Source organism: Amycolatopsis deserti (genome assembly GCF_014653945.1).
In the GTDB taxonomy this organism is placed as follows: Bacteria; Actinomycetota; Actinomycetes; order Mycobacteriales; family Pseudonocardiaceae; genus Amycolatopsis_E; species Amycolatopsis_E deserti.
The window spans coordinates 139,039-162,016 of the sequence record NZ_BNAU01000011.1 but is presented as its reverse complement, the minus strand read 5'-3'; the positions used below and the strand labels follow the sequence as shown (position 1 = coordinate 162,016).

At 72.2% G+C, this 22,978-nt stretch carries 21 protein-coding genes; 12 read left to right on the top strand and 9 right to left on the bottom strand.

Annotation, left to right across the window (positions count from 1 at the left end; genetic code table 11):
• Window positions 1–8: 8 nt before the first annotated feature.
• Window positions 9–872 carry an amidohydrolase family protein gene (locus tag IE290_RS34435; RefSeq protein ID WP_191248915.1) on the bottom strand — a complete coding sequence of 288 codons (864 nt, stop codon included), beginning with the start codon at window positions 870–872 and terminating at the stop codon, window positions 9–11.
• 187 nt (window positions 873–1,059) lie between these two features.
• Here IE290_RS34435 and IE290_RS34430 point away from each other — a divergent pair, with 187 nt between their 5' ends.
• The 7 genes from IE290_RS34430 to IE290_RS34400 all read left to right on the top strand — a co-directional run bounded on the left by IE290_RS34430 (window position 1,060) and on the right by IE290_RS34400 (window position 8,385).
• Window positions 1,060–3,585 carry an MFS transporter gene (locus IE290_RS34430; RefSeq protein WP_191248914.1) on the top strand — a complete coding sequence of 842 codons (2,526 nt, stop codon included), beginning with the start codon at window positions 1,060–1,062 and terminating at the stop codon, window positions 3,583–3,585.
• Window positions 3,582–4,334, top strand: coding sequence for an MSCRAMM family protein (locus IE290_RS34425; RefSeq protein ID WP_191248913.1), 753 nt, complete (start codon window positions 3,582–3,584; stop codon window positions 4,332–4,334). Before IE290_RS34430 ends, IE290_RS34425 begins: the two co-directional genes overlap by 4 nt.
• A 202-nt stretch (window positions 4,335–4,536) precedes the next feature.
• Window positions 4,537–5,739 carry a sensor histidine kinase gene (locus tag IE290_RS34420; RefSeq protein WP_191248912.1) on the top strand — a complete coding sequence of 401 codons (1,203 nt, stop codon included), beginning with the start codon at window positions 4,537–4,539 and terminating at the stop codon, window positions 5,737–5,739.
• Window positions 5,736–6,167, top strand: a complete 432-nt coding sequence (locus IE290_RS34415) for a roadblock/LC7 domain-containing protein (RefSeq protein ID WP_191248911.1) — start codon at window positions 5,736–5,738, stop codon at window positions 6,165–6,167. The genes IE290_RS34420 and IE290_RS34415 overlap by 4 nt, the downstream gene beginning before the upstream one ends.
• A gap of 26 nt (window positions 6,168–6,193) precedes the next feature.
• On the top strand, window positions 6,194–6,574 hold the full coding sequence (locus IE290_RS34410) for a DUF742 domain-containing protein (RefSeq protein ID WP_191248910.1): 381 nt from the start codon (window positions 6,194–6,196) through the stop codon (window positions 6,572–6,574).
• Window positions 6,549–7,163 carry a GTP-binding protein gene (locus tag IE290_RS34405; protein ID WP_191248909.1) on the top strand — a complete coding sequence of 205 codons (615 nt, stop codon included), beginning with the start codon at window positions 6,549–6,551 and terminating at the stop codon, window positions 7,161–7,163. Before IE290_RS34410 ends, IE290_RS34405 begins: the two co-directional genes overlap by 26 nt.
• Window positions 7,156–8,385 carry a styrene monooxygenase/indole monooxygenase family protein gene (locus IE290_RS34400; RefSeq protein WP_191248908.1) on the top strand — a complete coding sequence of 410 codons (1,230 nt, stop codon included), beginning with the start codon at window positions 7,156–7,158 and terminating at the stop codon, window positions 8,383–8,385. The genes IE290_RS34405 and IE290_RS34400 overlap by 8 nt, the downstream gene beginning before the upstream one ends.
• Window positions 8,386–8,421: 36 nt before the next feature.
• Here the strand turns inward: IE290_RS34400 and IE290_RS34395 are convergent, their stop codons facing one another.
• The 5 genes from IE290_RS34395 to IE290_RS34375 form a co-directional block, all read right to left on the bottom strand.
• Entirely contained in the window at window positions 8,422–8,910 is a 489-nt protein-coding gene (locus tag IE290_RS34395) for an AMIN-like domain-containing (lipo)protein (RefSeq protein ID WP_191248907.1), read from the bottom strand.
• Window positions 8,911–8,997: 87 nt separating this feature from the next.
• Window positions 8,998–9,276 carry a PRC-barrel domain-containing protein gene (locus IE290_RS34390; protein WP_191248906.1) on the bottom strand — a complete coding sequence of 93 codons (279 nt, stop codon included), beginning with the start codon at window positions 9,274–9,276 and terminating at the stop codon, window positions 8,998–9,000.
• Entirely contained in the window at window positions 9,266–9,658 is a 393-nt protein-coding gene (locus tag IE290_RS34385) for a hypothetical protein (RefSeq protein ID WP_191248905.1), read from the bottom strand. The genes IE290_RS34390 and IE290_RS34385 overlap by 11 nt, the downstream gene beginning before the upstream one ends.
• A complete protein-coding gene (locus IE290_RS34380; RefSeq protein ID WP_191248904.1) occupies window positions 9,655–10,887 on the bottom strand; it encodes an NRAMP family divalent metal transporter in 1,233 nt (410 codons plus the stop codon). The genes IE290_RS34385 and IE290_RS34380 overlap by 4 nt, the downstream gene beginning before the upstream one ends.
• A complete protein-coding gene (locus IE290_RS34375) occupies window positions 10,884–11,321 on the bottom strand; it encodes a hypothetical protein (RefSeq protein WP_191248903.1) in 438 nt (145 codons plus the stop codon). Before IE290_RS34375 ends, IE290_RS34380 begins: the two co-directional genes overlap by 4 nt.
• Before the next feature lie 121 nt (window positions 11,322–11,442).
• On the opposite strand from IE290_RS34375, the gene IE290_RS34370 reads away from it, so the two are divergent.
• Both IE290_RS34370 and IE290_RS34365 read left to right on the top strand, forming a co-directional pair.
• A complete protein-coding gene (locus IE290_RS34370; RefSeq protein ID WP_191248902.1) occupies window positions 11,443–12,606 on the top strand; it encodes a S1C family serine protease in 1,164 nt (387 codons plus the stop codon).
• 28 nt (window positions 12,607–12,634) lie between these two features.
• The gene (locus tag IE290_RS34365; RefSeq protein ID WP_191248901.1) at window positions 12,635–13,462 is read left to right on the top strand and encodes an SDR family oxidoreductase; all 828 of its coding nucleotides are present in this window, start codon (window positions 12,635–12,637) and stop codon (window positions 13,460–13,462) included.
• 39 nt (window positions 13,463–13,501) lie between these two features.
• On the opposite strand, the gene IE290_RS34360 is transcribed toward IE290_RS34365, so the two are convergent.
• A complete protein-coding gene (locus tag IE290_RS34360) occupies window positions 13,502–13,792 on the bottom strand; it encodes a 4a-hydroxytetrahydrobiopterin dehydratase (RefSeq protein ID WP_191248900.1) in 291 nt (96 codons plus the stop codon).
• A 126-nt stretch (window positions 13,793–13,918) separates the two neighbouring features.
• Here IE290_RS34360 and IE290_RS34355 point away from each other — a divergent pair, with 126 nt between their 5' ends.
• Together IE290_RS34355 and IE290_RS34350 are read left to right on the top strand one after the other, a co-directional pair.
• Entirely contained in the window at window positions 13,919–15,034 is a 1,116-nt protein-coding gene (locus IE290_RS34355; protein ID WP_191248899.1) for a WD40/YVTN/BNR-like repeat-containing protein, read from the top strand.
• Entirely contained in the window at window positions 15,031–15,327 is a 297-nt protein-coding gene (locus tag IE290_RS34350) for a MoaD/ThiS family protein (protein ID WP_191248898.1), read from the top strand. Before IE290_RS34355 ends, IE290_RS34350 begins: the two co-directional genes overlap by 4 nt.
• 95 nt (window positions 15,328–15,422) lie before the next feature.
• Here the strand turns inward: IE290_RS34350 and IE290_RS34345 are convergent, their stop codons facing one another.
• Window positions 15,423–15,830 carry a hypothetical protein gene (locus tag IE290_RS34345; RefSeq protein ID WP_191248897.1) on the bottom strand — a complete coding sequence of 136 codons (408 nt, stop codon included), beginning with the start codon at window positions 15,828–15,830 and terminating at the stop codon, window positions 15,423–15,425.
• 347 nt (window positions 15,831–16,177) lie between these two features.
• On the opposite strand from IE290_RS34345, the gene IE290_RS34340 reads away from it, so the two are divergent.
• Window positions 16,178–17,401, top strand: a complete 1,224-nt coding sequence (locus tag IE290_RS34340; RefSeq protein ID WP_229874878.1) for an alpha/beta fold hydrolase — start codon at window positions 16,178–16,180, stop codon at window positions 17,399–17,401.
• 36 nt (window positions 17,402–17,437) lie between these two features.
• Here IE290_RS34340 and IE290_RS34335 read toward each other — a convergent pair whose 3' ends face one another.
• Window positions 17,438–22,921, bottom strand: a complete 5,484-nt coding sequence (locus tag IE290_RS34335) for an ATP-binding protein (RefSeq protein ID WP_191248896.1) — start codon at window positions 22,919–22,921, stop codon at window positions 17,438–17,440.
• Window positions 22,922–22,978 lie beyond the last annotated feature (57 nt).

The window sequence follows — 22,978 nt, the reverse complement described above, 5'->3', positions numbered from 1 at the left end:
TCCGGCTCCTAGCCCAGGCCGAGCACGCGCACGGCGTTGTCCTTGAGGATCTTCGGGCGCACGTGGTCCTTGATGTCCAGGCGCGCGAAGTCGGCCATCCACCGGTCCGGCGTGATGAGCGGGTAGTCCGAACCGAACAGCACCTTGTCCTGCAGCAGGCTGTTGGCGTAGCGGACCAGCTGCGGCGGGAAGTACTTGGGCGACCAGCCGGACAGGTCGATGTGGACGTTCGGCTTGTGGGTGGCCACCGCGAGCGCCTCGTCCTGCCACGGGAACGACGGGTGGGCCATGATGATCGTCAGGTCCGGGAAGTCGATCGCCACGTCGTCCAGCAGCATCGGGTTGGACAGGCCCAGCCGCACTCCCCCGCCGCCGCGCATGTTCGCGCCGATGCCGGTCTGCCCGGTGTGGAACAGCGCGGGCAGCCCGTGCGCCTGGGCGATCTCCAGCAGCGGGTAGGCGCTGCGGTCGTTGGGCGCGAAGTCCTGCAGGCTGGGGTGGAACTTCAGGCCGCGCACGCCGTGGTCGGCGATCAGCCGCTCCAGCTGCCGCGCGCCGGCCCGGCCCTTGGCGGGGTCGATGCTTGCGAACGGGATGAGCACGTCCGGGTGCTTGGCCGCCGCCTCGGCGATCTCCTCGTTGGACAGGGCGGGGTGCCCGGTGAACGCCTCGATGTCGACGGTGAACAGCACCGCGCCGATGCGGCGTTCGCGGTAGTAGGCGGCGATCTCGTCGATGGTCGGCCGCCGGGCGTCGGCGCCGAAGTAGGCCGAGGACGCCTCGACGAAGTCGTCGGGCAGGGACAGGTGCCCGTGGTCGTCGGTCTCGACGTGGACGTGCACGTCGATCGCCTCGAGCTGGCTGGGATCCATGGTTATCAGGTCTACTGATACTCCCGTGGCGCTGTCAACGCCGCTTCTGCTCGCCGGAAGTGTCCGCTTGAGTGCACATCTTCCGGAATCGCACCAGATGCCTGCGAGCCGGATCACGCGCGAGCCGCATCACCCGAAAGGCGAAAATCAGTTAGCATAGGTCAACTAATTTTCCCTGGTTGGAGTGATGGAAGTGCAGCCTGCGCTCGGTCCCCGGTACAAGTGGATCGCGCTGTCCAACACCACCCTGGGCATGCTGATGGCCACGATCAACTCCTCGATCGTGCTCATCGCGCTGCCGGACATCTTCCGCGGCATCGACATCAACCCGCTGGAGCCGTCGAACACCAGCTACCTGCTGTGGATGATGATGGGCTTCCTCGTCGTCACCGCGGTGCTCGTGGTCGGGTTCGGCCGGCTGGGCGACATGTACGGCCGCGTCCGGATGTACAACCTGGGGTTCGCCGTCTTCGCCGTGTCGTCGGTATTCCTGGCGATCACGTGGATGACCGGCGGCGCGGCCGCGATCTGGATGATCGCCTGGCGCATCGTCCAAGGCATCGGCGGCGCGTTCCTCATGGCGAACTCCAGCGCGATCCTCACCGACGCCTTCCCCAAGCACCAGCGCGGCATGGCGCTGGGCATCAACGGCGTCGCCGCGATCGCCGGCTCCTTCCTCGGCCTGGTGATCGGCGGCCTGCTCGGCCCGGTCGAGTGGCGGCTGGTCTTCCTGGTTTCCGTCCCGTTCGGCGTGTTCGGCACCATCTGGGCCTACCTCAAGCTCAAGGACACCAGCGAGCGCCACCGCGCGAAGATGGACTGGTGGGGCAACCTGACCTTCGCGGTCGGCCTCATCGCGGTGCTGGTGGGCATCACCTACGGCATCCAGCCCTACGGCGGCCACACCATGGGCTGGACGAGCCCGTTCGTGCTGTCCTGCCTCATCGGCGGCGCCGTCGTGCTCGTCGTGTTCTGCGTGATCGAGACGAAGGTCGCCAACCCGCTGTTCAACCTCGGGCTGTTCAAGATCCGCGCGTTCACCTTCGGCAACCTGGCGAACCTGCTCGCCTCGCTCGGCCGCGGTGGCCTGCAGTTCGTACTGATCATCTGGCTGCAGGGCATCTGGCTGCCGCAGCACGGCTACAGCTTCGAACAAACCCCGCTGTGGGCCGGCATCTACATGCTGCCGCTGACCATCGGGTTCCTCGTCTCCGCACCGGTGTCCGGCGTCATCTCCGACCGGATCGGCGGGCGGCTGCTGTCCTGCGGCGGCATGCTGATCACCGCGGTCAGCTTCGTCCTGCTGGAGGTCCTGCCGGTCGATTTCAACTACTGGGCCTTCGCCGCGATCCTGCTCCTCAACGGGCTCGGCATGGGCCTGTTCACCTCGCCCAACCGGGCCGAGGTGATGAACAGCCTGCCGAACAACGCGCGCGGCGCCGGCGCCGGCATGACCGCGACCTTCCAGAACTCGGCGATGGTGCTGTCCATCGGCTTCTTCTTCAGCCTGATGATCGCCGGACTGGCCGACCACCTGCCGACGGCGATGGCCCAGGGCCTGACCGCGCACGGCGTGCCGGCCACCGACGCCGACCAGATCGCGTCGCTGCCGCCGGTCGGCGTGCTGTTCGCCGCGTTCCTCGGCTACAACCCCATCGAGCAGCTCCTCGGCGGCGTGCTGCACACCCTGCCGCCGGACCAGGCCGCCTACCTGACCGGGCGCAGCTTCTTCCCGCAGCTCATCTCCGGCCCGTTCGCCGACGGCCTGACCGCCGCGTTCTGGTTCGCGATCATCGCCTCCGTGGTCGCCGCGCTCGCGTCCTGGTTCACCGGGCCCGCGCGCAAGGCCGCGCCCGGGCAGCCGCACGAGACCGCGGGCTCCGAACTGGCCGCCGCGGCGGGCGAGATCGTCGACGTGAGCGAGCACGACGCGGGCCCGGGCCGGATCGCCGGCCGGCTGCGCACGGCCGGGGGCACCGCGCTCGCCGGCGGGGTGGTCACCGTGACCGGCGCCGACGGCAGGCAGGCCGCCCGCACCCGGGCCGGCGCGGACGGCGGCTACGCGGTGTCCGGCCTGCGCCCGGGCACCTACACGCTCATCGTCACCGCACCCGGGTTCCAGCCGGAGGCCGCCGCGGTCATGCTGAACGGCTCGGGCGCGGTGCGCGACTTCGTGGTGTCCGGGGGCGGGACCGTGACCGGCATCGTGCGCCGCTCCCCCGGCGGCTCCGGCGTCGGCGACACCGCGGTGGTCGCCACGGACGGCGGCGGCCAGGTGATCGCGCAGACGCTCACCCTGGCCGACGGCACGTTCCAGCTGTCCGGCCTGCCCGCCGGGGAGATCACGGTGACCGCCCACCTGGACGGCCACCGCCCGGCGGCCGCCACCGTCGCGGTGTCCGGCACCGAACCCGCCGTCGCGGACCTGCTGGTCCAGGCCGCCGGGACGCTGCGCGGCACCGTCACCGGGCCGGACGACCGTCCGGTGCCCGGCGCCCGCGTCACCGTCAGCACCGCTGCCGGGGAACTCGCCGCGACCGCGGTGACCGACGAGCACGGCGACTACGCGGTGGCGGACCTGGCGCCCGGCGACTACACCGTGGTGACCAGCCTGTTCGAACCCGTGGTGCGGCAGGTCGACCTGGGCGGCGGCGAGTCCGCGACCGTCGACGTCGACCTGCGCGCCGGCCGTCCCGAGCAGGCGCGCTCATGACCGCCCTCGAGGTGCGCGGCCAGGTGCGGGACACCGCGCAGGATCCGGTGGCGGGTGCGGCGGTCACGCTCGTCGACTCCAGCGGGCAGCAGATCGCGCGCGGCACCACCGGCCGCGACGGCGGCTACCGGCTGCTCGCGCCCGGCCGGGGCGTCTACGTCCTGATCGCCTCGGCTCCGGCGTACCGGCCGGAGGCGGCCACCGTGACCGTCGGCGACACCGCGGCCGGTGCGGACCTCGTACTGGAGAGCGCGACCGGTCTCGGCGGCGTGGTGCGCTCGGCCGCCACCGGGGTGCCGGTCGCGGACGCGACGGTCACGCTGGCCGACGCCCGCGGTGAGGTCGTCGGCTCCTACATCTCCGGCCACGGCGGCGAATACTCCTTCGGCGCGCTGCCCGCCGGGCCGTACACGCTCGCCGTGAACGCCCCCGGGTACCGGCCGGCCGCGGTCGCGGTGCACATGACCGACGCGTCCGTGCGCCAGGACGTCGAACTGGCCGACGCGGCGGTGATCCACGGCTCGGTCAACGTGCGCGACCTGCCGCGGCCGTGGCCGCGGATCACGGTGAGCCTGCTCGACGAAGCGGGCAACGTCGCCCGGAGCACGTACGCGGGCGAGGACGGCCACTACGCCTTCCACGACCTCGAGCCCGGGACCTACACCGTCGTCGCCACCAGTTACGCACCGGTCCGGCAGGCGACGCGCGTGGGCGACGGGCCCGCCCGGCTGGACGTCCGGCTCACCTGAGCGTTTCCGTGCCGCGCAAGGCAAAACACCATCCGTTGATCACCCGGGCACGGTGGGTCAAGATCGCGGAGAGTGGTGGACACGGCCGGGGTTCGAGTGGTTGCATGGCGTGCACCGGCGCGGGTTCGGCCACACGCGGGGAACGGTGTCCCCGCGACGGTTGGGGCCCCGGCACGTGACGAACCCAGGCAGTTAGGACGACATGGCGACGCGGGCTCGAGAACTGCTCAACCGCTCACGCGCGCTGCTGGATCGCTCGAAGGAAGCGGCCTCGCAGCTCTTCGGTCCCCCGCCCGCCGGGCCGCCCCCGCGGCCGCCGGTGATCGTGCGGTCCCCGTCGCCGGAGCGCGAGCGGGTCGACGAAGAAGCGCTGGCCGCGCTCTGCGCCAACGTGGCGCTGCGGGACCTCAACCTGGTCGACTCCCTGCTCTCGCAGCTGGAGGAGATGGAGGCCAAGGAGGAGGACACCGACCGCCTGGCCGAGCTGTACCGGCTGGACCACCTGGCCACCCGGCTGCGCCGCAACGCGGAGAACCTGCGCGTGCTGGCCGGCCGCGACGCCAGCGACACCGCGGCCGAGACCACCTCGCTGGTCGACGTGGTGCGGGGCGCGATGTCCTCGATCGACCAGTACGCCCGGGTCACCATCGGGCGGATCGTGTCGCTGGGCGTGGTCGGGTTCGCGAGCGAGGACCTCAGCCGGCTGCTCGCCGAGCTGCTGGACAACGCGACGAAGTCCTCGCCGCCCAACACCCCGGTGCGGGTCAGCGCGCACCTGACCGAGCAGGGCAGCGTGCTGGTGCGCATCGAGGACGAGGGCATCGGGCTGCCGCCGGACCGGCTGCGCGAGCTCAACGACCGCCTCTCCGGCGAGCCGGTGCTCGACGACTCCGCGGTGCGGCACATGGGCCTGGCGGTGGTGCGGCGGCTGTCCGCCCGCCACGACCTGCGCACCCGGCTCGACCGCCGCGTCCCGCACGGCACCACGGCCACCGTGCTGCTGCCCGCCGGGCTCGTCGCCGACCTGCCCGAGGCCAGCTGGTCGGGCACCCAGACGGTGGTGTTCCCGCAGGCCGCACGCGGCGCCACCACGACCGAAGCGCCGGCCCGGCCGCGCGCCGGGCTGCCCAAGCGGGAACCGGCGCCGCCGAGGCCCGCGCCCGCGCGCCGTCCCCAGCCCGGGTCGATGGTCGGCGGCACCACGGCCAGCGGCCTGCCCCGCCGGGTGTCGCACAGCCTCAAGAACCCCCAGGGCCAGGCACCCGCGGCGGCCGCACCCGCCCCCGCCGAGGACCAGGCGGCAGGGCACGAGAAACTGCTCGCCGACCTCGGCGCCTTCACCGACGGCGAGCGCGAGGCGCGCGAGAAGCAGGGCACCGACGAATCCGGGGAGCAGCAGCAGTGACCGCCGACACCGGCCAGGACTTCACCTGGCTGATCAACGACTTCGTCCGCAAGGTCCACGGCGTGTCGCACGCGCTGATCATGTCCTCGGACGGCTTCCCGCTCACCGCCTCCGACGACATGTCGACCGAGGAGCGCGAGCAGCTCGCCGCGATCGCCAGCGGCCTGCTCAGCCTGGCGCGCAACAGCGCGGCGCTGTTCGACAAGGGCACCTGCGAGCAGATCATCATCCGGCTCACCCACGGGTACTTCCTGTTCATGGGCATCGACGCGCACGCCGGACTGGCCGTGCTGACCACCTCCGACTGCGACATGAAGGTCGTCGCCTACGAGATGACGCAGTTCGTCTCCAGCGCCGGCCACGCGCTGACCCCCGAGATGCGCGCGGACCTGCGCCGCGTGCTCACCGGCCGCCGGCCCCAGGCCTGAGCGTTCCCGACAGGATGTGATTCGCGATGTCCCAGGACACCGGGCCGGACGAGCGGGCGGTCAAGCCGCGCAGCAAGCGGATCCGCCCGTACACGCTGACCGGCGGCCGCACCCGGGCGCGCCACCAGCTGCTGGTCGAGACGCTGATCTCGGTGCCGCACTACGACCCGGCCCTGGCGGAGAAGCTCATGCCGGAGTCGCGGGCCCTCTACGAGCGGGCCCGCTCCCAGGTCTCGATCGCCGAGCTGTCCTCGCTGCTGACCATCCCGCTCGGGGTGGTTCGCGTGCTGGTCAGCGACCTGGCCGCGCAGGGGGCGGTGTTCATCCACCCGACCGCCCACGCCTACTCCCACGACCGGACCATGCTCGAGAGGATCCTCAATGGACTCAAGCAGCTCCCCGTCTGATCCGGGCACGCTGACGATCTCGGCGAAGATCGTCGTCGCGGGCGGGTTCGGGGTGGGCAAGACGACGCTGGTCGGGTCCGTGTCCGAGGTGCCGCCGCTGAACACCGAGGCGTGGATGACCGAGGCCAGCGAGGGCGTGGACGACCTGCCGCCGGACGGCGCCAAGACCACCACCACCGTCGCCATGGACTTCGGCCGGATCTCGCTGTACGACGACCTGATGCTGTACCTGTTCGGCACTCCCGGGCAGGCCCGGTTCTGGTTCCTGTGGGACGACCTCTCCCGCGGCGCGCTCGGCGCCATCGTGCTGGTCGACACGCGCCGGCTGGACCAGTCGTTCGCCGCGATCAACTACTTCGAGAACGACTCGGACCTGCCGTTCATCGTCGCCATCAACCGGTTCGACGGGCAGCTCGCGCACGACGTCGACGAAGTCCGGGAGGCGCTGGCGCTCAGCCCGGACGTCCCGCTGGTCACCTGCGACGCGCGGGACAAGGCGTCGGTGCTGGAAACCCTGCAGGAACTGGTGTCCTACACGCTGTCACTGGCCGAAGTCTCGGAGGGGGGCCGGATCCGCGCCCATGCGTAAGATCCTGATCGTCGGTTCGGGCCAGTCGGGCCTGCAGCTCGCGCTGAGCCTGCAGGAGCACGGCTACGACGTCACCGTGATGTCCGCGCGCACGCCGGACGAGATCCGCGCCGGCTGGGTCACCTCGACGCAGTGCATGTTCGCCGACGCGCTCGCCATCGAGCGCCGGCACGGGCTGAACCTGTGGGACGACGTCGCGCCCCGCGTGGCCGGGCAAGGGTTTTCGATGGCCGGGCCGGACGGGCAGCGGGCGCTGAACTGGATCGCCTCGTGGGACGGCGGTCCGGCGCAGTCCATCGACCAGCGGGTGAAGATGTCGACGTGGCTCGAGCTGTTCGAGGAGCGCGGCGGCAACGTCGTGATCCACGGCGTCACCACGGCCGATCTCAACGCGCTGGCCCGGCTCTACGAGCTGGTGATCGTCGCGGCCGGCAAGGGCGAACTGGTGCAGCTGTTCGACCGCGACCCGTCGCGATCGCCCTACACCAAGCCACAGCGCCGGCTTTCGGTGTCCTATGTGCACGGTCAGGAGTCGCGCCCGGAACGCCCGGGCACCACCGACGTGTGGATGAACATCATCCCGGGCGTCGGCGAGCTGATCAACATCCCGGCCTACACGCTGTCCGGCCCGTGCGACATCTTCTACGTCTCCGGCGTCCCGGGCGGTCCGTTCGACGCGTTCGCCGACCGGCCGCCCGCGGCCGAGCAGCTGCGGCGGCACCTGGAGCTGTTCCGGCAGTACATCCCGTGGGAGTACGAGCGGGCGAAGAACGCGGAGCTCACCGACGGCAAGGCCGTGCTGGTCGGCGGGTACGCGCCGGTGGTGCGGCACCCGGTGGGCGAGCTGCCGTCGGGCACCTTCGTGCTCGGCATGGCCGACGTGGTGGTGGCCAACGACCCGATCACCGGCCAGGGCGCGAACAACGCAGCCAAGTGCGCCGAGTCGTACCTGGGCAGCATCCTGGAGAACGAGGACCGGCCGTTCGACCGCGACTGGATGCAGCGGGCGTTCGACCGGTACTGGGAGCACGCCCAGTGGGTCACCACGTTCACCAACGCGATGCTGCAGCCGCCACCGCCGCACGTGCAGCAGATCCTCGGCGCGGCGCAGACGAACCCGGCCGTGGCGAAGCGGTTCGTGAACGGCTTCAACAACCCGACCGACTTCCAGCACTGGCTGCTGGACCCGGTCAAGACCGAGGAGTACCTGGCGTCGGTGTGACCGGGCGGCCTCCGTGCGGCCGCCCGGCGCTCGATTTCAGTTGCCCACGTCGATGACGACGCGGGTCGGTGCGGTGAGGGTGAACACCCGGACCCAGGACTGGTACCGGGTGCCGAGGCCGATCGACACGTACCCCTCGTAGTCCCCGGTCACGGCCACGGCCATGACGTTGCGGAGGTTGCGGGTGCGGAACTTGTCCGGCCCGGGGTAGGTGCGGTTGCCGTTGTCGTCGTGCGCGCGGGCCGGAGTGGTGGTGACGGCGAGGAAGTGCTCGCCGGTGAGCCACACGATCTCCCCGGAACCGTCGGCACGCAGCTCGTCGGTCCACTGGTAGGAGACCTGGGGCGGCGGGCCGGTCATGTCCAGCACGATCCGGTCGAAACCGGTGTTGAGGCCGGTGCGGATGTTCGTCATGGTGGCGACACCCGCTTGGGCGCCGGCCGGCGCCGCGGCGACCACGGCGCCCGAGAGAGCGAGCAGAGCGGCGGCGCAGGCTGCGAGCAGGCGCCGTGGGGTGAGGGTCATCGGTGACCTCCTGCCGGGAGAGGAACGGGAATCCCAGCGCTGGTGCTCTCCAGACGTGCCGGCGGGCCGGAGGTTGCGTCCCGTTATTCAGCGGGTCCAGCGCACCTGCGACCAGGGCACCTCCCGCGTTCCCCGGTGCAGCACGGCCGCCAGCCACGCCAGCAGCCACGGCCCGCGCTGGCTGGTCCGCTCGTAGCCGAGCAGCCGGCCCCGCCGCCCCGGGGTCACCAGCACCGCCACGACCTGCTCCCGCTCCTGCTCGTCCAGCCGCGTGATCAGGTCGGTCACCTTCCCCAGCGGCCGCCCGCCCGAGTCGTAGACCCGCCGGCCGAGCAGCTGACTGGCCCGCACCACCTCATCCGCCATGACCGGACCCCGGGATGCGCGCGATCAGCTTGTCCCGCAACCACTTCTCCAACGGCGGCACCTCCAGCACCTCCGCACGCAGCGACAGGGTCACGTCGCTGCTGACCTGTTTGACGTGGTCGTAGGTGATCCGCAGCGGCTCGATCCGGCCGCCGCCGAGCCGCACGGCCAGCCGGCACAGCATCCGGCCGAGGAGCCCGCCGACCCGCTCCCCCAGCACGTGCTGGCCGACCAGCAACGCGGTGACCCGGTAGGTCCCGTCGGGGGCGCGCACCAGCTCCACGTCGTCGACCTTGCCCACGGGGTGCCCGTCGACGTCGACGATCTGGCGGTCGAGGAGGTGGAACTCGACGCGCAGCGGGTCCGGCCGTCCGAGGATCACGTCTTCCCCATCCCGGTGATGATCATGAGCGGGATCGCGGCGACCGCGGCGATGACGATGATGATCAGGAAGGTCACGCCGAGGAAGTTCTGCACCCGCCCGTTGGCGTGGTCGCCGAGGTAGTCCCGGTCGTTGGCGACGACCAGGATCGGCAGGTAGGTCAGCGGCAGCACCACCGCGCTGAACAGCAGCGACAGCTCGGTGATCTGCACCGGGTCGATGGTGGTCAGCAGCGCCGCGGTGCCCAGCAGGACGCTGACCAGCATCACGGTGTGGAACCGCGCCGCCTCGCGGGGTTTCACCAGCTTGCCCCACTGCCAGCCGAAGTACTGCGCGATCGAGTAGCCGGTGGACAGCCCGGTCTCCAGGGCGGCGCCGAACGTGGCGGCGAAGAACCCGATCATCACCACGACCAGGCCCAGCTTGCCCAGCGCGAGCGCGACCGGCAGCGCGGTCTGGCTGAGCTGGTCGACCTCGATCCCGGCCGGCTCGAACACGGTCGCCGCGCAGCCCATGATCGCCAGGCCGAGCAGCCCGCCGAGCGGGAAGCCGACGAAGGTGTTGCTGCGCTCGGTGGACAGGTCCTTCGTCGTCCACTTCTCCTCCACCCCGCCGGAGGAGAAGAAGAACACCTCGTAGGGGGTGAGCGCGGAGGCGAACAGCGACACCGCGACGTACCCCCAGGTGCCCCAGTTCTCCCCCTGCGGCGGCCCGGCGTGCGTGAGCTGCTGGGCGAAGGTGCCCCACGGCGGGTCGAGCGCGATCAGGGCGACCACGAACACCACCAGCGCGAGCCCGAACACGCCGAAGACCTGCTCCATCACCTCGAACTTCACGCGCCACAGCACGATCCACACGGCGAACCCGGCCAGCGGCACCCACAGCACGTGGGGCAGGCCGCTGGCGAGCTGGATGGTCAGGGCGATGCCGCCGATCTCCGCGGTCAGGGTCAGCAGCGTGACCAGGTAGGACCCGATGAGGTTGGCCATCGCGGTGCGCGGGCCGAGCCGCTCGCGGACCAGGTCGAACACCGGGCGGCCGCTGACCGCGGCGACCCGGCCGGCCATTTCGGCGAACACGCAGATGCCGATGACTCCGACGACCACGATCCACGCCTGCCGCATGCCGAAGCGGGCGCCGGACTCGGCGTTGGCGACCAGGTCGCCGATGTCGACGAACCCGCCGATGGCGGTGAGGACGCCCAGGGTGACGGCGAGGGCCTTCTTCATGCGTGACTCTCCACGAACGCGGTCAGCTGGTCGCTGACGCGCACCAGCTCGCCGTCCACCGCGGCGATCCGTCCGGTGTCGGCCGCCTCGAGCGCTTCCTGGGCCTCGGTGGCGCGCGCGACCGCGTCCTGCAGGCGCGGGTGCAGCTCGTCGTAGAGCTGCTGGGTCTCCGGGCTGGTGGGTGGCTGGCTGTCCAGCTCGTCGAGGGCCTTGGTGGCGGTGGCGAGCGCGTCGTCCACGGCGGCGGTGGCGAACGTGGGGAACAGGCGGCCCTCGGTGTGGGCCACGATGATCTGGTGCAGGGTGCCGACGGCGGACAGGCCCTCCTGCGCGCGGACCACCGCGCTGTCCGCGTAGCTCGCTGCTGAGCTGCCGGAACAGGCGGTGAGCGTGATCGCGAGCACGAGACCCGCGAAGGCCGTCCTCTTCCGCATCAGGCCCGGTGTACCCCATGGTCAACTGGGCAAACGCGGGGGCTTCTCAGGTGTTTCACGGTCCGGCCGCAGGCCAATCTCAGAGAAGGGGGGTTCACTGGACGGCGGAGGAGAGGCACGCATGAGCTACTACCCACCGCGGTACGACCCCTGGGCGCCCCCGCCGCCACCGCCGCCGCGCCGCAAGCGCGGGCTCGGCACGCTGCTGAGCGTGCTCGGGCTGGTGGTGCTGCTCGCGCTGGGCTTCGTCGCGTGGGACCTGGGGCGCGGGTCCCTGTCGCCGGGCAGCACCTCGTCGCCGTTCGAGCGCGGCCTGCGCAACGAGCAGACCAGCAGCTCCACACTGGACGTGGCCGACGTCGCGAAGAAGGTCGAGCCGGGCCTGGTCGACGTCTACGCCACGCTGGGCTACTCCGGGCAGCAGGCCGCCGGCACCGGGATGGTGCTCACCGCGGACGGCCAGGTCCTGACGAACAACCACGTCGTCGCGGGCGCCACCAGCATCAAGGTGACCGACGTGGACACCGGGCGCACCTACCGCGCCGGGGTCATGGGGTACAGCCGGTCGCGGGACGTGGCGCTGCTGCGGCTGCAGAACGCCTCCGGGCTGGACACCGTCACCACGGGCGACTCCTCGGCGGTGTCCGTCGGTGATCCGGTGGTCGGGCTCGGCAACGCCGGTGGCGACGGCGGCGAACCGAGCGTCTCACCCGGGAAGGTGACCGCGCTGAACCAGTCGATCACCGCGACGGACGAGTCGACGGGCAGCAGCGAGCAGCTGACCGGGCTCATCCAGGTGGACGCGAACATCCAGTCGGGCGATTCCGGCGGCGCGCTGGCCGACGCCGACGGCAAGGTGATCGGGATGAACACCGCGGCCTCGACCGGCTACCAGTTCGGGCAGGACGGGCGCTCCAGCGGGGTGAGCGGGTTCGCCATCCCGATCGACGACGCGCTGAACCTGGCCCGGAAGATCGCGGCCGGCCAGGGTTCGGACACCATCCACATCGGACCGTCGGCGTTCATCGGCGTCTCGGTGAGCGACGCGGGCGGGCCGGGCGCGCTGGTGCAGCAGGTGGTCTCCGGCGGCCCGGCGGACAACGCGGGGCTGCGGGCCGGGGACGTCATCGCCGGCCTGGACGGCCGCACGGTGGGCTCGGCGACCGATCTGACCGCGGTGATGGACACGCTGCACCCGGGCGACCACGTCACGGTCACCTGGCTGGACCAGGCCGGGCAGCGGCACAGCGCGACCGCCGCCCTGGTCGAGGGGCCCGTGGGTTAACGGCGCCGCGCCCGGGTAGCTGGTCGGTATGACGCACACAGCTCCCCTTCCCGCAGAGCAGGCCGGACGGCCGCGGACCGCGATCGTGACCGGGTCCGACTCCGGCATCGGCCGCGCGATCGCCGTCGCGCTCGGTGGTGGCGGCGTGGACGTCGGCATCACCTGGCACCGCGACGAGGACGGCGCCAACGCGACCGCCGAGCAGGTGCGCGAGGCCGGCGCCCGCGCCGAGGTGCGGCGGCTCGACCTGGGCGACCTGCCCACCGCGGCCGCCGCCATCGACGAGCTGGCCGACGCGCTCGGTGGCGTCGACGTGCTGGTCAACTGCGCCGGCACGGGCACCGGCCAGCGGGTGATGGACATGGACTTCGACACCTGGCGGCACGTGCTGAGCGTCGACCTGGACGGCGCGTTCCTGTGCGCGCAGCGGGCGGCGCGGCGGATGATCGACGCCGGCACCGGCGGGCGGATCGTCAACATCACCAGCGTGCACGAGCACGCCCCGAAGGTCGGCGCGGCGCCCTACTGCGCGGCGAAGGCCGGGATGGGCATGCTGACCAAGGTGCTGGCGCTGGAGCTGGCCGAGTACGGCATCACGGTCAATTCGGTGGCGCCGGGCGAGATCTCCACGCCGATGACGGGCCAGACCGACGTGAACCCGCACGACCAGGAGCGCCCCGGGGTGCCGCTGGGGCGGACCGGGCACGCGGAGGAGGTCGCTGCGGTGGTGGCGTTCCTGACCACGCCCGCGGCCGGGTACGTGACCGGCTCGTCGTACGTGGTGGACGGCGGGATGCTGCTGATGGGCCCGCAGGGCGCCTCCGGCCTCGGCGACAACAGCTGGCGCAAGATCTGACGCCGGCGAGTCCCACGCTCAGGTGGGACTCGCGCGGGGTCAGGTCAGCTCGGCCAGCAGCGCTTCGATGCGGCGCGCCAGCCACAGGTCCGGCTCGGTCACCCGGCCCGGGAAGCCCGTGGTCACCGTGAACGTCAGCTCGCCCCGGCGGCGTTCGAACTGGGCGTGGTCGCTCAGCTCCGCGGCGTCCTGCTGCACGCGGCCGATCAGCGTGCCGTGCGCCTGCTCCGGCACGCGGACGGTGCGCCACAGGTGGCTGGTGTCCCCGCGCCAGTTCGCGAGCCCGCCCAGGGCACGGGCGATTTCGGTGTCCGACAGCGCCTGCGGCATGGCTGCTCCTTCCGGTGCGTTTCCCGGGCGGGTACCCGGGGCCCCGCCGGCAAACCGCAAGATTGGAGAAGACGCGGCACCCCGCCGCTCCCTACGGTCTAACCACCGACGCGGGAAGGAGCGGCGATGAGCGGAGTTCGCGTACTGGTCGGCACACGCAAGGGTGCGTTCGTCCTGACGTCCGACGAGCGACGCGCCGACTGGGAGGTCAGCGGACCGCACTTCCCGGGCTGGGAGATCTACCACCTCAAGGGCTCCCCCGCCGACCCGGACCGGATCTTCGCCGCCCAGTCGACCAGCTGGTTCGGCCAGCTGATCCAGCGCTCGGACGACGGCGGGAAGACGTGGCGGCCGGTGGGCAACGAGTTCACCTACGAAGGCGTCCCGGGCACCCACCAGTGGTACGACGGCACGCCGCACCCGTGGGAGTTCGCCCGCGTGTGGCACCTCGAGCCGTCGCTGACCGACCCGGACCTCATCTACGCCGGGGTGGAGGACGCGGCGCTGTTCCGCTCGAACGACGCGGGCGCGACCTGGCACGAGCTGCCCGGCCTGCGCGGGCACGGGTCCGGCCCGAAGTGGCAGCCGGGCGCGGGCGGGCTGTGCCTGCACACGATCATCCAGGACCCGCGTGACGCGAACCGCCTGGTCATCGCCATCTCCGCGGCCGGGGCGTTCCGCACCGACGACGGCGGCAAGACCTGGCAGGCGATCAACCACGGCCTGAAGTCGGGCCAGATCCCCGATCCGGACGCCGAGGTCGGCCACTGCGTGCACCACATCGCCCGCCACCCGGAGCGCCCGGACGTGCTGTTCATGCAGAAGCACTGGGACGTCATGCGCAGCGACGACGGCGGCGACAACTGGTACGAGATCAGCGGGGACCTGCCGACGGACTTCGGGTTCGTCATCGACGTGCACGCCCACGAGCCGGACACGGTGTACGTGGTGCCGATCAAGAGCGACGAGCACCACTTCCCGCCGGACGGGCGACTGCGCGTGTACCGCAGCCGCGGCGGCGGCAACGAGTGGGAGCCGCTGACCGCGGGGCTGCCGCAGGAGAACTGCTACGTGAACGTGCTGCGTGACGCGATGGCGGTGGATTCCCTGGAGTCGTGCGGGGTCTACTTCGGCACGACCGGCGGACAGGTGTACGCGTCGGCCGACTCCGGGGACACCTGGGCGCCGATCGTGCGCGACCTGCCCGCGGTCCTCTCGGTGGAGGTCCAGACGCTGCCATGATCCGCGTTCACCTGCCCGCGCACCTGCGCACCATCGCCCACATCGACGGCGAGGTCGAGCTCGACCTGGACGGCACCGTCACGCAGCGCGCGGTGCTGGACGCGCTCGAGGAGCGATATCCCGTGCTGCGCGGCACGATCCGCGAGCACGGCACCGGCAAGCGGCGGGCGTTCGTCCGGTTCTTCGCGTGCGAGCAGGACCTGTCGCACGAGGAGCCGGACGCCCCGCTGCCGGCAGCGGTGGTCGCGGGAACCGAACCGTTCCTCGTGATGGGCGCGATGGCCGGGGGTTGATGTCGCCCCGGGCCCGGACGCCGGACACCGGGAAACGGTGACCCCCGGCCGGAGCGGGGGGTCACCGTCAGGGAGAGAGGCAGTCCGCGGCGAGGTCAGTCGTCGTCGCCCTCGTCCTCGTCGCCGTCCCAGTCGTGGTTGTGGTGGTGCAGACCCGCGACCGCGTGGGTCTCGCTCGAGTGCGCCCCCTCCGGGCCGGCCCAGAAGCAGCCGTCGGCGTACCACGCGTGGTGGCCGTTGGTGCCGGAGACGGTGTACTCGCCACCGGCGCCATCCGGGCCGGCCGACAGACTGGCGTCGTGGTAGGCGGCGTAGCCGTGGTGACCGTGGCCCCAGCCGTCGTAGTCGTGGCCCGCGACCGAGCCGGTGCTGGTGATCGCGGCGCCGTCCGGGCCGGCGGAGGCGCTGGAGTCGCCGTAGCTGTCAGCCGAGGCGATGCCCGCGGCACCGAACGACAGCGGGATGGCCAGCAGGCTGGCGATCGCGAAGCGACGAACGTTCATTGTTCTGAATTCCCTTCGTATCAACGGATTCCGGGCCGGAACCTGAGCGGCTCCGGGGACCGGGTGCCCGGGACGGCTGGGGCAAATCCGACACTCAGATGTGACGCAGGACACGTTGTGATCACGGCATGTCGGCGCGTCACGCGAACTCCCGCTGGTCGGCCCCGCGAAACCGATCCGTCACGGCGGGCACTGCGGATTCCGTTGCGGCGCAGGGCATCCATCCTTGGTGCGTCACTCACGCGTGTGGACTGGACCAGATTCCGGCGCTTGACAACACCTTCCCGGCCGCCGATGCTCATCGCAGTAACTGTTACTTCGAGTAATAGCTTCAGCGAGGAGGCGGTGTGGTCCGGCGAGTGGTGTCCCGGGACGGCACGCGGATCGCGGTCGCGGAGGCGGGCGATCCGGTCGCGCCGACCGTGGTGTGCGTGCACGGCTACCCCGACGACCGGTCCGTGTGGGACGGCGTGGTGGCCCGGCTCGCGGATCGGTTCCACGTGGTCACCTACGACGTGCGGGGCGCCGGCGAGTCGGACCGCCCGTCGCGGCGCGCGGCCTACGCGCTCGACCGGCTGGCCGAGGACCTGGCCGCCGTGCTCGACGAGGTCAGCCCGGACCGCCCGGCGCACCTCCTCGCGCACGACTGGGGGTCGATCCAGAGCTGGCACGCCGTGACCACGGACGGGCTGCGCGGCCGGATCGCGTCGTTCACCTCGATCTCCGGGCCCTCACTGGACCACGCCGGGCACTGGTTCCGCACGCGCTTGCGGCGGCCGTCGGGGTGGGCGCCGGCGCTGCGGCAGCTGGTGCACTCGACCTACATCGCGTTCTTCCGGATTCCGCTGGTTCCCGAGCTGAGCTGGCGGTCCGGGGTGGGCCGCCGGGTGCTGCGGCGGTTGTCGGGCAGCGCGGCGGGCCGTCCCGCGGTGGCGGACGCCGTGCACGGGCTGGAGCTGTACCGGGCCAACGTCGGCGCCCGGCTGTCCCGCCCGCGACCACGGCCCGCCGAGGTGCCGGTGCAGGTGCTCGCCCCCCTGGGCGACCCGTACGTGACGCCCGCGCTGCAGACGGACGTGGCGCGGTGGGCGCCGCGACTGTGGGTGCGGCGGTTGCCGGGCGGGCACTGGATCCCGCGGGAGCGGCCGGATGTGATCGCGCGGTGCGCGGCCGAACTGGTGGAGTTCGCCGAGGGCGCACCGGAGAGCCGCTCGCTGCGGCGGGCGCGATCAGCCGGATTCGAGGGGTATTCGGTGGTGGTCACCGGGGAGAGCCGCTTCGCGCGGGCCGTGTCGGCGGCGTTCGCGGCCGCCGGGGCGGAGGTGCGCCGCGACGGGCCCGAGGTGCCGGACGTGGTGGTGGACGGCCAGGGCACGGCGCGGGCGTTCGCGGCCCGGATGGCCGAGCGTGGCGAGGGCGGCTGCCTGGTGCTGCACGATCCCGCGGAGGCCGCCCGCCTGCGGAAGGACTTCCCGGGACTGGGTGTCGTGGTCGCCGGGGACGGCTCCCCCGAGCGCGCCGCCCGGCGAGTTGTCCGCGCGGTGGCGCGCGACCGCCACGCGGGAGTCTGAGCGGCGCCCGGGCCGGAACCCGGGCGCCGCTCGAACCTAGCTGCGCGCCAGACCGCGCTCCACGGCGGCGATGATCTGCGGCCGCAGCTCCTCCGGGCGGATGATCGCGTCCACCGAGCCGACCCGCTGCGCCCGCTGGATCGAGTGCACCCCGTCGAACTCGGCGGCCACCTCGCCCAGCTTCTCGGCCCGCACCGACGCGCGCACATCGGCCAGCTGGGTCACCAACGCGGCCCGCGAAGCGCTGTCCGCAGCGGCGATCCGCGCCTCCAGCTCGGTCACCCGCGGGTCGTTCGCCGTGCGGGCGTTGACCTCCTGCGCGAACACCACCGCCGCCGCGGGGGCGCCGCCCAGCACGGACGCGTACGAGCCGTCCACGGCCAGCACCGTCATGTTCGGGTTCAGCGTCTTCGAGAACACCACGAACGCCCCGCCGTGGTACCGCGAAATGACGCAGAACACGATCGGCCCGCGGAAGTTCACGATCGCCCGCCCGATCTCCGCGCCGTACTCCAGCTGGAGCTTGCGCATCGACTCCGGGGAACCGTCGAAACCGGACAGGTTCGCCAGCACCACCAGCGGCCGGTTCCCGCTCGCCGCGTTGATCGCGCGCGCCGCCTTCTTCGACGAGCGCGGGAACAGCGTGCCGGCGGTGTAGGTGTCCGGGCCGTCGGTGGGCGGGAAACCGCGCCGCGGCACCGACCGCGACTCGATGCCCAGCAGGCACACCGGGATCCCGCCGAGGTGCACGTCCTGCACGACCGCGGTCTCCGCGTCCGCCATGCCTGCCCAGCGTTCCAGTATCGCGTGGTCCTGGTCGGCCAGCGCGCGCATCACGGTGCGGATGTCGAACGGCTTCTTGCGATCCGGGTTGGTTTCCCGCGAGAAGATCTGGCCCACCGTGGTGAAGTCCGACCCGACGATCGCGTGCGGGTAGTCGCACACGTCCCGGTCGATCGGGTCCGTCGTCGCCGCCCGGCGCGGGCCGGTCTCCCCCGGCAGCACGTAGGTGTGGTCGTAGTGGGTCATCAGCACGCCGTGCGCGGCGCCGAGGTTCGGCGCCCAGTACTGCGCCTGCCCGTTCGGCCCCATCACCCGGTCGTAGCCGCCGATGCCGAAGTTGTCCTCGGCCGACACACCACCGGAGAAGTCCAGCGACTGCTTGCCGGTCAGCACCATCGCCGAGTCCGGCGTCATCACCAGGATGCCCTTGGTGTGCATGAGCATCGTGGCTTCGGCGTTCCAGTACGGCTGCGCGCCCACGTTGATGCCGGCGACCACGATGTTGATCTCGCCACCGTCCTGGGTGAACTGGACGATGCGGCGCAGGGCCGCGGCGATCCAGTCCATGTTCTCGGTGCCGGAGTCCATCGCGATCCGCGCACCGGCCGACAGCGCGTACCACTCGACCGGGACCCGCAGCCGGTCCGCCAGGTCCAGCGCCGCGATGACCCGCGCGCACTCCGGTTCGGACAGTGCGCCCAGCGCCTTCGTCGGGTCCCCGAGCAGCACCACGCGGGTCACGCCCTCCGGGTACCGCTCGGTCGGCGTGGTCGCCACCCCGGCGACGATCCCGGCCTTGTTGAGCCCCTTCTCGCGCTCGACCGGCACCAGCGCGCCGGAGTCGTCGAGGTCGTACTCGGTGAACGAGCCGCCCTCGCCGGCCAGCATGCCGGTCAGCTCGTACGGGTAGACCGTGCCGCGGCGCCGCGCGCGCAGCACCTTCTGGCCGTAGTCGTCCAGCGGCTGGATCAGCTCGGTCGGCGGGTCGGTGATGGTCAGCCGCACCCCGGTGGCGACGTCGTAGGTGACCCGCACGGCGACCGGCCGCAGCTCACCGGTCTCCTTGTCGCGCTGACGGCCGAGGAACAGCACCTCCTCGACGCCGGCGCCCGCGGTCGTCGGCACCACGCGCTGCGCGACCGTGTTCAGGTCCTCGGCCGTGAGGTCGCTCGGCGGCCACACGTAGAGGAAGATCCGGTTGGTGTCCAGCCGCTTCTTGGCCGGGCGCTGGGCCTGCACCTTGCGGATCGCGTCCAGGCACGCGCCCAGCGCGCCCTCGACGGCGGGCAGGGCGAGGATGCGGCCCTCGTCGTCGCGCAGCGGGGTCAGGTCGCGGACCTGCGCCATCGCGACCAGGCGCTCGTCGGACGGGTTCTTCGGCGCGACGCAGCGCAGCAGGTAGACGTCCTCGTCGGCCGACGGCAGCCGGGTGAGGTCGAAGTTCTGCAGGCGCCGCAGCTGCAGCCGCTGCCCGATCAGCGGGTGCAGGCCGCGGATCAGCCGCTCCTCGGTCAGGCCCGCCGACGACGGCCGGAACGTGAAGTGGTGGTGCATCGCCGAGCCGCTGCGCCCGGCGACCGTGGTGGTGACGCGGCGCAGGTTGCCCGGCAGCGCGACCCGGGACAGCACCTCGCGCAGCTCCGCGGCCATCAGGTCGGCGTCGGCGGGCTGGCCGGGCCAGGTCAGGTAGATGTCGGCGACCAGCGCGCCGGGCTCGGCCTTCGCGGCGACCTCGGCGACCGTGCGCACCGCGTCGGCCAGATCGGTGAAGTCGGCGACGGTGGCGATGAGCCGCTGCCGCTGGCCGTCCAGGTCGTAGCCGGCGGTGACGAACGCGTGCCCGCCCGCCGTGCCGGTCTCCACGCCCTCCAGGCCGTGCTCGCGGTAGTAGCGGCGGCTGAGCACCTCCAGCAGCGGGCCGGGGTCCAGGCCCGGCCGCCCGATGCGCTGGCCGAGCAACCGCACCAGCGGTTCCGGGCTGGCGACCATCTCGGCGATGCGCTGCTCGCGGTCCGGCGCCTCCGGGTTGGCGTCCAGGTAGGCCAGGTGACGGCGCACCTTGGTGTAGACCTCGGCGCGCGTGCGGCGCAGCAGCGGCTGGGCGAACCAGCGGAACACCAGGCTCCGCGCGAGGTCGCCTACCACCGGGAACCGCAGCTGGGTGGCGCGGATCAGGTGCTCCAGCGCCTGGCCGACGGTCTGGCGGAGGCCGTTGTGCGGCGGGGTCTCGGTGAGCCACTGCTGCAGCAGCGCGGTGATCACGGCGACGTCGGAGGTGGCGCGCTGCTGGGCGAGGAAGATCCGGAAGACCGCCTCCTCCAGCTGCGGCGTGCGGTCCAGCCCGTCGACGCCGTAGTGGCCCAGCACGCGGGTCAGGCGGCCCTGGAAGGTCTCCGACAGCCCGGCGCGCTCGGCGTCCAGGCTCTGCAGGTAGGTGTGGAAGTGCTCGCGCGGGCTGTGCACCCGCGTCTCGGCCTTGGTCTCCTCGCCGTCGGGCTTGTTGCGGGACAGCTCGGACAGGTCGGCGAAGACCTCCAGCAGCGCGGTCTCGGCCGCCAGCGGCCGCTGCGGCAGCTCGGCGCGCGCGTCCAGGTACCTGGCCAGGGTGCGGCCGCCGTCGCGCGGGTCGACGTCGAAGCCGAGCAGCATGCTGCGCAGGTCGGCCAGGCCCCGTTCGACGCGGTGCGCCGCGGTCAGACCGTCCGGCTCGGACGGCAGGTCCAGGTCCACCCCGGCGGTCTCCGGCGCGGCGTCGGCGTCGTCGGCCAGCGGTTCCAGGCGGAGCAGGGCGGCGCCGGTCTCGACCTGGCTGCCGACGGAGACCATCGACTCCTTGAGCAGCGCCCGGAACGGCGCGCGCAGGACGGTCTCCATCTTCATCGACTCCAGCACCAGCACCGGTGCGCCGGCCTCGACCTCGTCGCCGACCGTGAGCGGGGTGGCGACGACCAGGGCCGGGGCGGGCGAGCGGACCACGCCGCCCTCGTCGCGGCTGATGCGGTGCGTGACGCCGTCGACCTCGACCAGGTGGATCGGCCCGTGCGTGCCGGTCACCAGGCGGAAGCGGCGGCCGTTGACGTGGATCTGGCCGGTGTGGGAGTCGTAGCGCTCCAGCACGGCGTCGACGGTCTCCACGTCGTCGCCGGTGACGAACCCGATCCGGTAGCGCCCCGGCCCGGTCTCGGCGACGGTCAGCCGGTAGGTCGCGCCACGCAGCTTGAGGTCGATCGGGCGGCCGACCTCGTGCTGCACCTGCGGGCGGCCGCCGTGCGCGGTCGACAGCAGGCGCTGCAGCTCCACCTGCTTCTCGTCCTGGTAGGCCTCGATCGCGGCGGCGGCCAGCGCGATGCCGGAATGGGCGTGCGAGACCAGGCGGCCCTGGGCGCGGACCCGGTCGATCCAGCCGGTGTCGGCGCTGGCGTCGATCACCTCGGGCTGGTCGAGCAGGTCGAGGACAAAGCTCTTGTTGGTGGTGCCGCCCTCGATGAGCACGGTGGTCTCGCGCATCGCGCGGCGCAGGCGGGACAGCGCCTCGTCGCGGTCGCGGCCGTAGGCGATGATCTTGGCGATCATCGAGTCGAAGTCGGCGGGGATGGTGTCGCCCTCGCTGACGCCGGTGTCCACGCGGATGCCGGGGCCGGCAGGGAGGTCGAGCAGCGCGATGCGGCCAGGGGCCGGCGCGAAGTCGCGGTCCGGGTCTTCGGCGTTGAGCCGCGCCTCGATGGCGTGGCCCAGCTCGACGGGCGGGGTGCCCTCCAGCTTGCCGCCGGAGGCGACGTGCAGCTGCGCCTTGACCAGGTCCATGCCGGTGGTGGCCTCGGTGATCGGGTGCTCGACCTGCAGCCGGGTGTTGACCTCGAGGAAGGCGAACAGCTTCTCCACCGGGTGGTACAGGAACTCGACGGTGGCCGCGCCGCGGTAGCCGACCGCGACGGCCAGCCGTTCGGCGGAGGCCTTCAGCTCGGCCACCTGGTCCGGCGCGAGCAGCGGCGAGGAGGACTCCTCGATGATCTTCTGGTTGCGGCGCTGCACCGAGCAGTCCCGCACGCCCAGCGCCCACGCGGTGCCCTGGCCGTCGGCGATGACCTGGACCTCGACGTGCCGCGCGCCGGTGACCAGGCGCTCCAGGAACACCACACCGCTGCCGAACGCGCGCGCGGCCTCCTGGCTGGTGCGCTCGTAGGCGTCGCGCAGCTCGTCGGCGTTGTTGATCACGCGGATGCCGCGGCCGCCACCGCCCGCGGTGGCCTTGAGCATGAGCGGGTAGCCGATCCGCTCGGCCGAACTCAGCGCGGCGTCGAGATCCTCGACCGGGCCGCGGCTCCACGGCGCGACCGGCACGCCTACCTCTTCGGCGATCAGCTTGGCGCCGATCTTGTCGCCCAGTTTGCGCATGGCGTCCGGGTTCGGGCCGATGAAGGTGACGCCGATCTTCTCGCACAGCTCGGCGAAGGCCGGGTCCTCGGCGACGAAGCCCCAGCCGACCCAGGCGGCGTCGGCCTTGGTCTCGATCAGGGCGCGTTCGAGGACGGCGAGGTCGAGGTAGGGGCGGTTGGCCGCGGGGCCCAGGTTGTAGGCGATGTCGGCTTCCCGCACGAACGTGGCGTTGCGGTCCGCGTCGGTGTAGAGGGCCACCGTCTCGATGCGTGGCCCGCCCTCCGCGTTGAGCTCACCGACGGCGTGGATGAGCCGCATCGCGGCTTCTCCCCGGTTGACGATCGCGACACGACTGAACACCGAATCGAGCCTCACAAGTTGTGGTGGTTGGACGGCGCGGCCTCCCCTGGCCGCTGG

Bases quoted from the DNA above. Each gene is read 5' to 3' on its own strand.
- IE290_RS34430 (WP_191248914.1), top strand. From the start codon at position 1,060: ATGGAAGTGCAGCCTGCGCTCGGTCCCCGGTACAAGTGGATCGCGCTG.
- IE290_RS34395 (WP_191248907.1), bottom strand. From the start codon at position 8,910: ATGACCCTCACCCCACGGCGCCTGCTCGCAGCCTGCGCCGCCGCTCTG.
- IE290_RS34380 (WP_191248904.1), bottom strand. From the start codon at position 10,887: ATGAAGAAGGCCCTCGCCGTCACCCTGGGCGTCCTCACCGCCATCGGC.
- IE290_RS34360 (WP_191248900.1), bottom strand. From the start codon at position 13,792: ATGCCGCAGGCGCTGTCGGACACCGAAATCGCCCGTGCCCTGGGCGGG.
- IE290_RS34365 (WP_191248901.1), top strand. From the start codon at position 12,635: ATGACGCACACAGCTCCCCTTCCCGCAGAGCAGGCCGGACGGCCGCGG.
- IE290_RS34355 (WP_191248899.1), top strand. From the start codon at position 13,919: ATGAGCGGAGTTCGCGTACTGGTCGGCACACGCAAGGGTGCGTTCGTC.
- IE290_RS34420 (WP_191248912.1), top strand. From the start codon at position 4,537: ATGGCGACGCGGGCTCGAGAACTGCTCAACCGCTCACGCGCGCTGCTG.
- IE290_RS34405 (WP_191248909.1), top strand. From the start codon at position 6,549: ATGGACTCAAGCAGCTCCCCGTCTGATCCGGGCACGCTGACGATCTCG.
- IE290_RS34345 (WP_191248897.1), bottom strand. From the start codon at position 15,830: ATGAACGTTCGTCGCTTCGCGATCGCCAGCCTGCTGGCCATCCCGCTG.
- IE290_RS34375 (WP_191248903.1), bottom strand. From the start codon at position 11,321: ATGCGGAAGAGGACGGCCTTCGCGGGTCTCGTGCTCGCGATCACGCTC.
- IE290_RS34370 (WP_191248902.1), top strand. From the start codon at position 11,443: ATGAGCTACTACCCACCGCGGTACGACCCCTGGGCGCCCCCGCCGCCA.
- IE290_RS34425 (WP_191248913.1), top strand. From the start codon at position 3,582: ATGACCGCCCTCGAGGTGCGCGGCCAGGTGCGGGACACCGCGCAGGAT.
- IE290_RS34435 (WP_191248915.1), bottom strand. From the start codon at position 872: ATGGATCCCAGCCAGCTCGAGGCGATCGACGTGCACGTCCACGTCGAG.
- IE290_RS34350 (WP_191248898.1), top strand. From the start codon at position 15,031: ATGATCCGCGTTCACCTGCCCGCGCACCTGCGCACCATCGCCCACATC.
- IE290_RS34410 (WP_191248910.1), top strand. From the start codon at position 6,194: ATGTCCCAGGACACCGGGCCGGACGAGCGGGCGGTCAAGCCGCGCAGC.
- IE290_RS34390 (WP_191248906.1), bottom strand. From the start codon at position 9,276: ATGGCGGATGAGGTGGTGCGGGCCAGTCAGCTGCTCGGCCGGCGGGTC.
- IE290_RS34400 (WP_191248908.1), top strand. From the start codon at position 7,156: ATGCGTAAGATCCTGATCGTCGGTTCGGGCCAGTCGGGCCTGCAGCTC.